The sequence below is a fragment of the Desulfobacterales bacterium genome (assembly GCA_030066985.1).
Lineage (GTDB): Bacteria > Desulfobacterota > Desulfobacteria > Desulfobacterales > JAHEIW01 > JAHEIW01.
The window spans coordinates 1-13703 of sequence record JASJAN010000003.1; the positions used below are offsets into that span (position 1 = coordinate 1).

The 13703-nt window shown below is 48.4% G+C and carries 12 protein-coding genes; 2 read left to right on the top strand and 10 right to left on the bottom strand.

Annotation, left to right across the window (positions count from 1 at the left end; all coding sequences use genetic code 11):
* The 6 genes from QNJ26_02025 to QNJ26_02050 form a co-directional block, all read right to left on the bottom strand.
* On the bottom strand, window positions 1–372 hold a 372-nt coding region (locus tag QNJ26_02025; protein MDJ0984293.1), incomplete at its 3' end, for a hypothetical protein.
* 460 nt (window positions 373–832) lie between these two features.
* Window positions 833–1432, bottom strand: a complete 600-nt coding sequence (locus QNJ26_02030; GenBank protein ID MDJ0984294.1) for a cysteine hydrolase — start codon at window positions 1430–1432, stop codon at window positions 833–835.
* Between the two features lie 12 nt (window positions 1433–1444).
* Entirely contained in the window at window positions 1445–2299 is an 855-nt protein-coding gene (locus QNJ26_02035; protein ID MDJ0984295.1) for an ABC transporter permease, read from the bottom strand.
* Complete coding sequence (locus QNJ26_02040) at window positions 2296–3153, bottom strand: ABC transporter permease (GenBank protein MDJ0984296.1); 858 nt, start codon at window positions 3151–3153, stop codon at window positions 2296–2298. Before QNJ26_02040 ends, QNJ26_02035 begins: the two co-directional genes overlap by 4 nt.
* A 233-nt stretch (window positions 3154–3386) precedes the next feature.
* Complete coding sequence (locus tag QNJ26_02045; protein ID MDJ0984297.1) at window positions 3387–4484, bottom strand: ABC transporter ATP-binding protein; 1098 nt, start codon at window positions 4482–4484, stop codon at window positions 3387–3389.
* A gap of 125 nt (window positions 4485–4609) precedes the next feature.
* Entirely contained in the window at window positions 4610–5683 is a 1074-nt protein-coding gene (locus tag QNJ26_02050; GenBank protein MDJ0984298.1) for an extracellular solute-binding protein, read from the bottom strand.
* 345 nt (window positions 5684–6028) lie between these two features.
* On the opposite strand from QNJ26_02050, the gene QNJ26_02055 reads away from it, so the two are divergent.
* On the top strand, window positions 6029–6715 hold the full coding sequence (locus tag QNJ26_02055; protein ID MDJ0984299.1) for an HAD family hydrolase: 687 nt from the start codon (window positions 6029–6031) through the stop codon (window positions 6713–6715).
* 18 nt (window positions 6716–6733) lie between these two features.
* The gene (locus tag QNJ26_02060) at window positions 6734–7732 is read left to right on the top strand and encodes an HAD hydrolase-like protein (GenBank protein MDJ0984300.1); all 999 of its coding nucleotides are present in this window, start codon (window positions 6734–6736) and stop codon (window positions 7730–7732) included.
* A gap of 78 nt (window positions 7733–7810) precedes the next feature.
* Here QNJ26_02060 and QNJ26_02065 read toward each other — a convergent pair whose 3' ends face one another.
* The 4 genes from QNJ26_02065 to ald form a co-directional block, all read right to left on the bottom strand.
* Complete coding sequence (locus QNJ26_02065) at window positions 7811–8317, bottom strand: hypothetical protein (protein MDJ0984301.1); 507 nt, start codon at window positions 8315–8317, stop codon at window positions 7811–7813.
* Window positions 8318–8464: 147 nt separating this feature from the next.
* Complete coding sequence (locus tag QNJ26_02070; GenBank protein ID MDJ0984302.1) at window positions 8465–10888, bottom strand: FAD-dependent oxidoreductase; 2424 nt, start codon at window positions 10886–10888, stop codon at window positions 8465–8467.
* A 237-nt stretch (window positions 10889–11125) separates the two neighbouring features.
* On the bottom strand, window positions 11126–12217 hold the full coding sequence (locus tag QNJ26_02075) for a histidinol-phosphate transaminase (GenBank protein ID MDJ0984303.1): 1092 nt from the start codon (window positions 12215–12217) through the stop codon (window positions 11126–11128).
* Between the two features lie 207 nt (window positions 12218–12424).
* Window positions 12425–13540, bottom strand: a complete 1116-nt coding sequence (ald, locus tag QNJ26_02080; GenBank protein ID MDJ0984304.1) for an alanine dehydrogenase — start codon at window positions 13538–13540, stop codon at window positions 12425–12427.
* Between the last annotated feature and the right edge of the window lie 163 nt (window positions 13541–13703).

A 13703-nucleotide genomic window follows, 5' to 3' on the forward strand; every position in this document is an offset into this window, starting at 1 on the left:
AATGGCGGTCATGGCAATACGGCCAGTGAAGGCCCGCCTTCCCTTGCTGATGATTGTAAATCCCGATTTCCCGGGGTGTTGCTGTGCCTTTTTATCAAAAAGCCGACCTGTTGGGGTGGTTTCATGGTCTGCAAAGGCTGTTGAAGGCGTTCGCTGGACATCTTTGGGCAATGTCGTCGCACAGCCTGTTAGCATTATAACAATCGTAAGGAAAACCAGCGCAAATCCCAAAAAATTTGCAGCTACGGCTGGTTTTCCATGTAAACAAAAGGCTTTTCTTTGATAAACAGGCGAATCGCAGTCGGTTTTTTCTATTAATCGATTGTACTTCATGTTTCTTATTCCTTCTGGTCCCCTTTCCATCAATTGCAATCGCGTCCCCTAAACGAAATGATAAAACACGCCGTCGAGCCAAAAAGCAGTACCAATCCCGAAAAACCTTTGCAGGGTGTTTGGCACCCCATAATATCCTAATGAATTTAACTCGACTTAATAAAAGTAGTCTCTGGATACATGAATCACAATAGGTAATCAACCGGTATTCCTAATTTTGGCCAACTCATGCAGTATTTATGCAGCTAATTGCTCGAGGCCCCGATTGCATAATACACATAATACATGAGCTAATATAATAAATTTAGGCTTACCTGAAATTGTAGATTCCGTGCCTGCTTCCACATTTCTTAAACGTGACTGATTCATTGCAAATTTCATCTGACAATCCCTACTTTTCAGTTTTCGAAATTGAGATGTGAATTTCGTAGAAATAAAAACCGAAGCAAAACCATTAGATTTTGCTCCGGTCATTAAATTGTTCTCCCATTAAGATGAGTTAGTCTTCCAATTGTTCCAGAAATTGATCGACAGAAAGGGTCTGACCCAGTAGCGGAAAAATTTTCGCTTCCGCGTGATTTTGCTCTTCTTCTGAGGTAGCCGCAGTGGCATCTTTCATTATGGTAACACCATAGCCCTTGTCATAAGCGGTGCGCGCGGTACTCTCAACACAAAAATTTGTCAAAAAACCACCAATTACAACGTTTTTAATTTTGCCTTCCTGCAACAGTTCGTCCAAGTTGGTTTTATTAAATCCGCACAAGGTGCACTTGCCGCCAACGATCTCATCCCCTTCCTGCGGCTTTAATTCGTCAATAATCTCAGCACCCCAGGTTCCTTCACGAAAGGCATCGTTATCTGCCACGGCTTTGACAATACCCTGCATTTGATGATCATCGAAATATTTTTCATTAAATACAAATGGTGAATGGATAACCAAAGCGCCTTTTCTACGTGCTCCCTCGGCCAGTTTTGCCGCGTTTGGTATCGTGTTCTGACGGGCAATTTCTGTCTTTACGCCGTCATGCAGTTTACCCCCTTCCTTGCAGAATTCGTTTTGAAATTCGATTAAAACGATTGCTGTTTCTTTTGCCTTCATTTTTTCCTCCTTTCAATCACCTTTGCGGCTAAAATAAAGATTTACCAGCGCAAGCAGAGACGTGCCCACGATCAGCAAAAAAGAAATCGCATTGATCACCGGTGTGCTGCCGTCTCTGACCTGCAGGTATAAGTTAATCGGTAGAGTTGCCTCGTAGCCCACCAGAAAGAGGGTGGTATTAAAATTTTCAAAAGACATCAGAAACGCCACCGCGCCCGCTCCGATAAGTGCCGGTCTTAAAAATTTTAAGGTGATGTGCCAGATGACCTCGAATCGATTGGCACCCAGATTCATGGCTGCCTCTTCCAGGGTGCGGTCAAACTTGCGCAGACGGGCCGAAACCACCAGCGTCACCAGGGTGGCAATAAAGGAAAACTGTCCCAGCACTACCAGCCAGAAGCCGGGACGAAACAATTCCACATCTATATTCCAACTATCTTCAAAATGGGTCCCCAGTGTATTGCTGAACAACAGGATCGATATCCCCAGGATCACACCCGGGATAACCAGCGGCGCCAGCATCAAAAAATAAAGCCCCTGTTTGAAACGAAAATCTTCCTGTTCGAACAGAAAGGCAGCGCAGGTGCCCACCGCCAGTGACAGCAACGTGACAAAAAAAGCCACCCGAAAACTGACCCAGATACTGTCCAGATTGATTTGATCATGAAAAATACCCACTCGCTGCGGTAAATCAGCGGTAAACCATTCCAACGTAAAACCCTTCCAGGGCAAGGACGGAAACTGAGAATCATTGAAAGCCAGCACGCAGGTAACCAGCAACGGCGCAAACAAAAAGATAAAATACAAAACCACATATAGCTTAAAACAGCGGTTATACGTTTTGGAGGTTGGCAGTGTTCGGATCATTGCACCACCTTCTTTAAATTCTGCCGGGTCAGTTTAAGTCCCAGCCACACAACGAATGAAGACAGCACCAGCAGTAAAAAGCCGAATGCGGATCCCTGATTCCAGTTAAAAGAGGCGATAAACTGATTATAAATTTGTTCGGTAAACCAGAGCGAGTTTTTACCGCCCATCAAATTCGGCGTCAGGTAATTGCCCAGGGTCAGCATGAACACTACAATGGCGCCCGATACGATACCGGGGGTAGCATGGGGGATGATAATCTTGAATAATATGGTCCACATATTGGCACCCAGATCATAGGCGGCCTCGATCAGGCTGTTGTCCAGACTGTCAAGCACCGATACGATGGGCACCACCATAAACAGCATGGAGGTATAGACCAGGCCCAGGATCATGGTGGAATCTCGGTAGAGCATCTCAATGGGCTGCTTCAATATCCCCGCTTTCAGTAAAAAGTGATTGATCACCCCGCTTTCTCTTAGCAGGATCATCCAGCCGTAAACCCGCACCAGCTCGCTAACCCAGAAAGGCAGCAACAGCAAAACCAGTAGAAAGCCCTGATATTTAGGGTTAACCACCTTGGTGATGTAAAATGCCACCGGAAGGGCGATCACAAAAGTCAAAAAGGTGACCAAGATTGAGTAGAGTGCGGTGCGCACAAAGGTTAGCCAGTAGATGGGCTCTTCAAAAAAATTTAAATAATTTCTCAGACTCCAGACCATCTGGCCTTCATCGTTTTCCAAACGAAAGGACATCACCAGCAGATCGATGTGGGGCAGCACGATCAGCACAAACAGCCAGAGCGCCACGGGCGTCAGGAAGAAAAACAATCCCCATCGTAGTTGATTCTTCATCACAATTAATACCAGTTACTGGTTGCGAGTTGCTAACTAAAGGTGTCAGGGAAAAAAAGGACTGAGTGCTGAGAACTGGGGACTGAGCAAAAAACCAGCTTGGTGTCCGACCGTTTCAACATGACGTGTCGGTATCCGTCATGAATCGTCCCCCTGAAATCATGCGCTGTCATTTTCCGCCATGCGCTGGCATGGCCATTTTCGCCCTTTTCTATTTCGATATACCCCAGACCTCAGTCCTGATTTATCTGCCTCGGAAAACAGATGCCGGACTGCTCGTCCCAACCGATTTCGATCTGATCGTTTTTCCGGATGTAGTCATATTGATGGGTTTGCGGCAAAGCGATGAGCAATTCCATATCAGCATCCAAGGGGTTGGCCAGCAGGCGGCTGTTGGCGCCGTCAAAAAGCAAGTCTTTGACAATGACCTCGAAACGATTCAGATTCGCCAGACCCGCGTCAGGTTGAATCAGCATGGCTTCCGGCCGTAGAAATAGGTCAACTTCATCCCCGGTCTGCAATTGCTGCCGAATTTTGGTCCGAAATATCCTGCCGTCGCTTGTTTCTATCTCGGCGGCTTGTTGGTCGCACTGCCGGATTCTGCCGGTCCAGGTATTGTTGTCGCCCACAAACTGCGCCACAAAAGGGGTGTCCGGGCTGTTGTATAAATTCTGGGGGGTATCGATCTGCTCAAAAATGCCGCGGTTCATCACCGCCACATGATCGGACATCACCAGGGCTTCAGACTGATCGTGGGTAATATATACAAAGGTGGTGCCGACTTTTGCCTGAAGTTTTTTTAACTCAACCTTCATTTGCTCCCGCAATTTCAGGTCCAATGCCCCCAACGGTTCATCCAGCAGCAAAACCGCCGGTTCCAGAACAAGACAGCGCGCAATGGCCACCCGTTGTTTCTGACCGCCGGAAAGCTGATCAACCTTTTTGTCGGCAAAACCGGTCAGATCCACACGCTCCAGGATGGTATCGACCTTGTTTTTAATGGTGGTCTTATCGTCGCCACGTCGGCGCAGACCAAAGGCGATGTTTTCACCAACATTCATCATGGGAAACAAAGCCAAATGCTGAAAAATCAGGTTGACCGGGCGTTTGTTGGGGGGAATGCCGTGCATGCTTCGACCGCGAATTTCGATGGTGCCTGCAGAAGGTTCGGTCAGCCCCGCGATCATCCTTAGTAAGGTCGTTTTGCCACAACCGGAGGGGCCTAGAATCGAAAAAAAACTGCCATCGGCGACTTCAAAAGAAACCTTGTCGACAGCCACAAAATCATCAAAGGTTTTACTGACCTCTTTAACCGCTAGATCAATTTGCATGATGGAATTGAAGGAGTTTTAAATGGTCTAATGAAAAAAGGGGGCAATTCCGCAATAACCGGAACAAGCCCCCTCAATTCAAATCCAGGTAAAATGGCTAAGATCTCAGCAGCACTGCCGGATAACTATTTAGAAGCTTTGACCTTGTCCAAAATTTTACCTTCGATTTCTTCAAGCTTCGCCGGCACCGGTGGATACCACTTTATATTATCCACAGCTTCCGGCGGAAAACAGCGTTGGAAATTGCCCCGAATATCGATATTGGTCAACTCGATGGACCCCAGGGAAGCCGTGCCGTATTTTTCCATGTTCGTAAACTGAGCTGCATTTTCCGGCTTCAGCATGAAGTTAATCCATTTATAGGCGGCATCAAGGTTTTTGGCCTTGGCCGGTATGGCAAAGGTATCGATCCAGCCCAACGCGCCGCTTTTAGGAGCCAAAAAGTCGATATCGGCATTTTCCACATGCAGTTTCCAGCCACCATTATCCCAGGCCATTGCCAGGTGCACTTCTTCAGACCGCATGGATTGCAGCAAGGCATCCCCGTTGGTCCAATAATTTTTAACAACCGGTTTGGCATCGATTAAGGCCTGGCCGACTTTTTCCATTAATGCCTGGTAAGCAGTGACATCACTGTATTTGGCAAAGGGATCATCACCCATGGCAAAAGCGATGGCAATCAGTGTCGGTCTTTTGAGGCGGTAGCTCACACGGCCTTTGTACGCTTCTTTGAGCAGATCCGAATAATCTTTGGCATCCGGCGCAAATTTGCGGTTAACAATTAAACCGGATGTTCCCCAGCAAAACGGCACACCGTATGATTTTACATCGACCATGGTATTGAGCTGCACAGCTTTGAGCATGGAAGGAATAATCTGGGACGTATTGACCTTGGACATATCAATCGGTTGATAAATCTTATATTTTTCCTGAACCGATGCGATACGGTCCTGGCTGGGTTGAGCCAGATCAAAGCCGGCGCCCCGGGTGGCGCGCAGTTTGGCGATCATTTCCTCATTGTTGGAGTAGGTCACCTTTACGGTGATACCGGTTTCCTTTTCAAATTTTTCGACCAGATTTTTGGGTGCATAGCCCTTCCAGGTCAGCAAAGATAGGGTTTCGGCTGCATAAAGGCCGCCTGTAAATACCAGCGCAAAAGCAGAAACCATGCAAAAAATGAGAACGGTCTTTTTGGACATGATAATCCTCCTTTCAATGAATTGAAATTTTGTTAAAGTACTTCCCCACAGATAGAAAAGAAAATACACCATATGAGACAGATGAAGAGCGAATTACTGAAACTTGCCCAGTGTCAGAACAGCAATCCAATGATCGGTTGATGAGAATATTTGCGCCAAGCCGGCAACCTTTAAATTGGTAACGAATAAGTTGTTTTCTGCGGCGTTGTCAGCTATTGAAAAGAGAGCTTTTGGATGTCAATGCAACCTTAAAAAATCAAGTTTTCGTTAAAAAGTCAATCGATATATTTAGATGTACCATATGTTTGAACGCCTCTATTTTTATAGAAATATTGTTGAGTTAAAATGAAAAAAATCAGCATTGTGTGGGATTTTGACGGAACCATTTTGCCGCTCAAGCCCTATGACAGCGAGCAGTCCCTGTTAATGCACGTGATGAATCAAACTCGGAAATCCTTTGGTTGCCTTAAGAAAGCATACACCAAAGCAATCATTTATGCTGATCAGCATGAGCGGTTGCGCCGGACCTTTAAAACATCTTACATCCGGTTGCTAAAAGGCACGCCATCAGGTGTTATCGATGAGGTTTGCCGAAAGTTGGCAGAAAAAATATCAACGGTGGACCGCCAAGTCTACCGACAATTAAAAGCAGATGGTTACCAGATGATGGTATTGAGTTGCGGGACTGCCGATTTAAGTGAGCGGGTTTTGAAGTTTGCAGGGCTTGAAAACTGTTTTAACCTTATTGAAGGCAACCGCTTTCAGTTTGATAAGAACCGCATAACTGGAATGCAACTTCGATTACCGGACCCGGAAGATAAGCTGCACATGATGAGCGTATTGAAATTGTCGCCGGATCGCACAATGGTGATCGGTGACGGATATACGGATTTGCCGCTTTTAAACTGGAGCGCCATGCCGGTTCTTGTCGATCGCAGCGGAAAGAAAAAAAAGACCTTTTCAGCCTATGATTTTTATTTTATAACAGCCATCCCGCAAATTCGGAGCGTAATCGAAAATATGCAACGCTAACGCTGGACAGGAAAATAAATGAAGAATAACAAACTGATCGTTTTTGATATGGATGGCGTTCTAGTCGATGTTTCAAAGTCGTATCGCGAAACGGTTCGCCAAACGGCCAAACTATTTTTTAACATTGCGCCATCATTCGACAAACTGCCGGATCCTTTTTTTTCGCTCGCCGATCTGGCGGCGGTCAAACAAAGTGGCGGGCTGAACAATGACTGGGATTTATCCTGCCTGGTCATCAACCTGCTGTTTAACCAGATCGAAAAACCGCCGCTTTATCGGAGCAAAGATCCCTGGGCACAATATCAAGAAACCATCAGCAAGTGCGATATGGGTGCACTGGGTGATTTTTTGAGATCAACCCCCGAGCCATTGACAACTTTGCTGCAAAAAGCCGGCCGAACCAAAAATGCGTTTATCTATGGCCTGTACAAGGGGGATGTGGGCAGCGGCAACATTATCAAACAGATTTTTCAGGAAGTCTATCTGGGGCAAGACCTGTTTGAGACCACGTATGACCTAAAACCAAAATTCTACTTTAGCGACGGTCTGATCCATCGCGAACAACTGCTGATTGACAAAGGTCTGCTTGAAGAACTGGCCGCAATGCATGTTTTAGCAATTGCCACCGGCAGACCCAGAGCCGAGGCTGATTATCCGTTGGACCATTTTGGTATTAAAAAGTATTTTACGCAGATCATGGCGCTCGAAGACTGCCTCGAACAGGAAAAACGGCTTCTAGAATCAGAGGACAGAAAGATCTCCTTGAGCAAGCCCCACCCCTACATGCTCGATACCATTGCAGCCAAAATTGAGGGCACAATTACTGAACACTACTACGTCGGCGACATGCCAGACGATATGGTGGCTGCCAAAAGAGCGGCAGCCGGATTTAAAGGCATCGGTACCCTTTTTTCCGCACCAGACAGAGCCCGTTTAAAACAAGACCTTCTTCAAGCGGGCGCCGATACCGTTATCGAAGATTTCGCAGAGCTCAAATCTTTAATGGGTTCTGATTAATTTTAATATAGACGGTTATGCACTTCGGCTTGTGGGCCTCTACTGGCCGAAGCTGCCGGTGGTGGCTAGCAATCGATTCTACCAACACACATCATTAATTCCGATTTCAGATCCGATAACATCGATGCGGCGAATATTGCCGCCCTCGAGGACAAGGGTCTTGGACACATGCTGCTCGTTGGAAGGTATTGCAGCATCATCGATCATGTTGTTGTTTTTGTCGAAGGCTTCAACGCGCATACTGTTATGATGGCAGGCTTTTATCTCCACTTTGGAAGGACCGTCGCCAAAATCCGCTTCGGGAAAGTTAATCGACGCAAACTCTCCGCTACCGCTACTGGTACCCGCCCAGCCGATTTTTATGTCATTGGTACCGTCACCTGTGGGGCAGTATACCTCCACAGATATCATTTGAACCGTACCCGTCTGAGATTTTCCGCCCTTGAAAACAACATTATTTTTTTCAATCTCCGGGGTACCGGCTGCCGCCGGCATTTGTTTTATGTTTGCACAACAACCGGCAATGAATAGCAGGGTGAGCACGCCAAACATCACGAGTAGAAAGCTGTTTTTATGGTCGATCATTTGGTGCCTCCTTTCACGTTCGTCAATTTGCAGCCATTTTATTTGGTCTCTTGCGAATAGATTTTTGCGTTATAATCCATCAACTTAAGGTAGATAATCCTAAAGTCAATATTGAAGCGATTTAAAAATGGATTTTAGAATATGATCTTAGGAAAGTATTTTCTTGCGTTCAGGATCATACAAAGCCCGTTGGGGCTCGCGTGTGGCGGGGTAAATTTGTTTGGTGCACTCAATTTCATAGCCATCCGAATGACCGCTTTTGTTGGGCGGCACATATCCATAAGCAATCGTTTTGGCAACACTGTAACCGTAACCGGCGGAGGTGGTCACGCCGATGACCTTGCCCTCATGCAGAATCGGTTCGCTGCCCCGCAGCATAACCGGTTGATCGGCGTCAATCGTAAATGTGCAAAGCTTCCAGCGCGACCCCTCTTTTTTGGCTTTGACCAATGCCTCACGCCCGAGAAAATCACCCTTGTTTAAGGCCACGCAGAACCCCAACCCGGCATCATAAGGCGTATATTCAGGTGTCAGTTCGGCTCCCCACAGGCAGTAGCCTTTTTCCAGATGTAGGGAATTGATGGCCCGGTAACCGGCGTTGGAAATCTCCAGCGGTTGACCGGCATGCCAGAGACTCTCATATACATGACTTGCAAACTCGGTCGGCACATACAGCTCATAGCCCAATTCACCAACGTAGGTGATCCTTAGGGCGGTGACGGGGGCACTGCCGACGGTGATCGTTTTACATTTGCCGTAACGAAAATTCTCGTTGCTGATGTCATCGCGTGTAACTTTTTCAAGCAACTGGCGCGAATGGGGCCCGATCACATTGATCACCGCCAGACCGGCAGTGACTTCCCTGAATGAAACGCTGTCGTCAGCGGGCATATATTTTTTTATCCATTCGGCATCATGGCGCCCGAAAGCAGTGCCGGTGACCAGAAAAAATTTATCCTCTGCAGTCCGGGCGATGGTCAGATCGCATTCGATGGTGCCGCGCGCATTGCACAATTGGGTATAGGTGACACTGCCCACCGGCTTGTCGATATTGTTGGCTGCCAGCCAATTTAAAAAATCCAGCGATTTAGGACCAGCGATTTCAAATTTGGCAAATGAAGTTTGATCGATCAGCACCACTTTTTCACGAGCGGCCTGATGTTCGTTGCCGACATGTTCAAACCAGCTGGGAATGCCAAAGGTTGGCTCGTCTGCGGGCTCGATGCCATCGGGCGCAAACCAGTTGGGTCGCTCCCAACCGTATTTGGCACCGAAGACAGCCCCTTTCTCTTTGAGAAGCGCATACAGCGGTGTGCGCCGGATCCCGCGCGCCGATTCGTGCTCTTCGTTGGGCCAGTGAATGGTGTAGTGCTTACCGTAAATTTCCCGGGTGCGCTCCAGGTTGTAGGACCGGCTGCGGTGGTGCGGCCCGAGCCGGCGAATATCCAATGGCCAGATATTCAGGCTGGGTTCGCCAGCGATGATCCACTCGGCCATCATTTTACCGGCGCCGCCGGCGGCGGCAATACCAAAGGCATTGAAGCCTACGGCCACATAACAATTGTCCAGCTCCGGTGCCGGCCCCATGATGGCATTGCCGTCTGGTGTGAAAGCTTCCGGGCCGTTGATAAGCCTGGATATACCAACAGACTGCAGACAGGGGGTGCGCCGAATGGCCGGCTCAGCCAGCTGCATAAATTGCTCAGTTTTGGAATCAAGCAAACGTGAAGAAAAATCATTGGGTACTTGATCAACTGCCCAGGGAATGCCATTTCTTTCGTACCCGCCCATCACCAGTGCGCCGACCTCGCCTTTATAATAGATCAGGTTGTCCTTGTCGCGGATGGTCGGCAGTCTTTTCGGAACCCCCTCGATCACCTCGCTCACCAGATACTGATGCTGAAAAGGCACCACCGGCGTATTGACCCCCAACATTTGACCCATCTGGTAACCCCACATGCCACTGCAGTTAACCACGATTTCGCACTGGATATCACCCTGCGTGGTTTTGACAGCCGAGACCCTTTTGCGACCGAATTCAAACCCGGTCACCAAAGTATGGCGATAGATCTTGACCCCGTGCCTGCGCGCCCCTCTGGCCAGCGCTTGGGTAATGCCCGACGGATCAGCCTGGCCATCGGTGGGCATAAAGGCAGCGCCGATGAGGCCGTCCAGCGAAATGATCGGGCAAAGATCATAGGCCTCTTGCGGCGTTATCATGTGCATTTCCAACCCAAAACTGCGTGCGGTGGTGGCCCCCCTTTTTAGCTCCAGCATGCGCTCTGCAGTACTGGCCAAATGCAGACAGCCGGTTTGCTGCCAACCCGTATTTAATCCGGTTTCAGCTTCGAGCTGTTCGTAAAGGTTGACGCTGTATTGCAGCATGCGGGTGAGGTTGCGATCCGAGCGCAGCTGTCCGACCAGACCAGCTGCATGCCAGGTAGAACCGCTGGTCAACTCATCTTTTTCAACCAGCACCACATCCGGCCATCCCATCTTGGCCAGATGGTAAGCCGTGCTACAGCCAACAATGCCGCCACCTATAATAACAACCTGTGCGCTGTCCTTCACATTTGTACTCCTCGGTTCGGAGAGTTCAGCTTGATTACAATCTACGTTAAAAACACTTCCAATCGGAAAGGGTTGAGCCCGTTACCCGTTAGCCCGTTGATCCGTAAAAAAGAAGGGAAGACCTACCATATAATACAACGGGCTCAACGGGCCCAACCGGCCAACCTAAATAATTGTTCTACAATATTTGAAAATAGGATCTATCGAGTCTGCTAAATATTTAGACTAATTTATAGTCTATCCAAAGTAGTCCCGGATAAACGCGATAAAGCGCTCATTTTCTTCATCGACACCAGGAGTGACGCGAAAATAGCCGCTTTTACCGTGGATGTCACCAATGCGCTTTAAATACACTTTATGCGTCTGAATGGCCGCATCCAGGATTTCAGAGGTGGTTTTGCCGGTCATGGACGCATCCACGAGCATATAGTTGCCGTGGGCCGGATAGGGCTTGAGCCCCAGTTTCTCTAACTCCTCACTAAAGCGATCCATCCAGCTGTTGTTGTGTTTGACCTTGGCTTCGACTTCGGCCGGATGATCAAAAATGGCTTCTGCGGCTGCGGCCGACATCAGGCTGACATTCCAGGGCAAAAACATGGTGTTGAAGGCCTTGATCATCTCTTCTGATCCCAGCACAAAGCCGAAACGAATACCGGCAAATCCATGGGCTTTGGAGAGCGTAACGGACAAAAACACGTGGGGATATTTTTTGATCAGCGGTGCTGTGGTTTTTCTTTCGGGTGTATAGGCGGCATAGGCCTCATCAATACACAACGGGATTCCAGTTTCGCAGAACCGGATCAGATCGTCATCATCGATAAATACACCGGTGGGGTTGTTAGGATTGATCACCAGCAGCAATTTGGTCTTATCGGTGATGGCATTAAGCATGCCGTCGACATCGTACTGCAAATCACCCTCGCGCAGGGGAATTTGCACCGCCTTGCAACCGCATAATTCTGCCCGTACCGGAAACAATTCAAAAGTCGGGGTGGACATGATGATTTCTTCCCCGGGTTGCATGAAAATGCGCATCATGGCATCGATGGTCTCCGAAGAGCCATTGCACAGCGCAACATTATCCGGGCCCAGATCATACATCTGTCCTATCTTGGTGCGCAGGGCCTTGAAGCTGTCCGGATACCAATTGCCGTGCCGCGCTGCATCGGCAACGGCCTCAATAATTTTTTCAGACGGCTGAATTGGATTCTCATTCAGCATCAGACGAGCATGATCCGGCTGGGCCCAGGCTTTATCCAGAATGCTGGTGTTATATTCTCTGGCCGACATCAGCCAGGGCACGAACCAATCCTTCAATTCCTTTTTCATTGCGATCTCCTTCTGCTTTAAATCTTTATTGGTTTCAGGTGTCAGTGTTCAGGTGTGAGTATCAAGCCCGCAGGGCCTATCTATTGTCTTTAAGCCTCTGAGACGTGTGCGGTTTGTCATAATTTTAATTTTGCTATTCCAACGTGTGACCTGACACCTGACACCCGAAACCTGACACCTTTTGATAACTTACACCTGAAAGCTATCTTATTTGATTAGCTTTTCAATTGGCGTGAAATCCAGCCCAAACGCCTCAGCGACCCCATCATAGGTGACCTTGCCTTTGACCACGTTGGCGCCGTATTTGATCTCAGGATTTTCCTGCATGGCTTTTTTCCAGCCCTTGTTGGCGATTTCCACTGCGTACGGCAGGGTGGCATTGGTTAGTGCCAGGGTGGAGGTTTTGGGTACCGCGCCCGGCATGTTGGCCACGCAGTAATGGACCACACCTTCAACTTCGTAGATCGGTTCGCCGTGGGTGGTGGCTTTGGCTGTCTCGAAGCATCCGCCCTGATCAATGGCCACATCCACCAGCACCGCCCCTTTTTTCATGGTTTTGAGCATCTCCCGGGTGATCAAACGCGGGGCCTTGGCACCCGGAATCAGCACGGCACCGACGACCACATCGGCCTCTTTGATCAGCCGACGCACGGTGGTCGGCTTGGACATCAACAAAAAGCAGTTGCTGGGCATCACATCACTTAAATAACGTAAGCGCTCCAGGTTCATATCCAGGATATAGACCTTGGCCCCCAAACCACAGGCCATTTTAGCGGCATTGGTACCCACTATGCCGCCACCGATAATGACCACCGTGCCCGGGTCAACGCCAGGCACGCCCCCGAGCAAAACACCGTGGCCGCCATGGGCCATTTCCAGGTACTTGGCGCCCTGCTGGATTGCCATGCGGCCGGCCACTTCGCTCATCGGCGTCAGCAGCGGTAAAGACCCGTCGTCTTTTTGAATGGTCTCGTAGGCAATACCGATGGATCCGCTTTTGATCAGAACATGGGTCAATTCCTCGGCCGCTGCCAGATGCAGATAGGTAAAAATGATCTGATCCTTACGGATCAGATCATATTCAGCCGGCAGCGGCTCTTTGACATGCATCACCATATCGGCCCGTTTAAAAATCTCTTTGGGGGTGTTAATGATTTCTGCACCGGCAGTTTTGTAAGTTTTATTATCAAATCCGCTGCCCATGCCGGCATTTTTTTCAACCAGAACTTCGTGACCGTTTTGTCGCATGACTTCCACACCGGCAGGTGTCATGCATACGCGATTTTCCTCAGCCTTAATTTCTTTTAAAATGCCTACAATCATTTCTGGCTCCTTTTCACTAGAGTTCATTCCCTAAAAAACATCGTTGAAGCGGTCTAAGAAATAGTAGGTAACGTCTAAGGGCAAGGCGAAAAACGATTCAAAAGTGGAGCATACATGATAGTATTCGAGCATTTTGAATCGGTTTTCAACACAGCTATTAGGC

Excerpts from the sequence above, each read along its gene's own strand:
- QNJ26_02055 (MDJ0984299.1), top strand. The coding sequence starts at position 6,029 with ATGAAAAAAATCAGCATTGTGTGGGATTTTGACGGAACCATTTTGCCG.
- QNJ26_02075 (MDJ0984303.1), bottom strand. The coding sequence starts at position 12,217 with ATGAAAAAGGAATTGAAGGATTGGTTCGTGCCCTGGCTGATGTCGGCC.
- QNJ26_02030 (MDJ0984294.1), bottom strand. The coding sequence starts at position 1,432 with ATGAAGGCAAAAGAAACAGCAATCGTTTTAATCGAATTTCAAAACGAA.
- QNJ26_02065 (MDJ0984301.1), bottom strand. The coding sequence starts at position 8,317 with ATGATCGACCATAAAAACAGCTTTCTACTCGTGATGTTTGGCGTGCTC.
- QNJ26_02045 (MDJ0984297.1), bottom strand. The coding sequence starts at position 4,484 with ATGCAAATTGATCTAGCGGTTAAAGAGGTCAGTAAAACCTTTGATGAT.
- QNJ26_02060 (MDJ0984300.1), top strand. The coding sequence starts at position 6,734 with ATGAAGAATAACAAACTGATCGTTTTTGATATGGATGGCGTTCTAGTC.
- ald (MDJ0984304.1), bottom strand. The coding sequence starts at position 13,540 with ATGATTGTAGGCATTTTAAAAGAAATTAAGGCTGAGGAAAATCGCGTA.
- QNJ26_02040 (MDJ0984296.1), bottom strand. The coding sequence starts at position 3,153 with ATGAAGAATCAACTACGATGGGGATTGTTTTTCTTCCTGACGCCCGTG.
- QNJ26_02050 (MDJ0984298.1), bottom strand. The coding sequence starts at position 5,683 with ATGTCCAAAAAGACCGTTCTCATTTTTTGCATGGTTTCTGCTTTTGCG.
- QNJ26_02035 (MDJ0984295.1), bottom strand. The coding sequence starts at position 2,299 with ATGATCCGAACACTGCCAACCTCCAAAACGTATAACCGCTGTTTTAAG.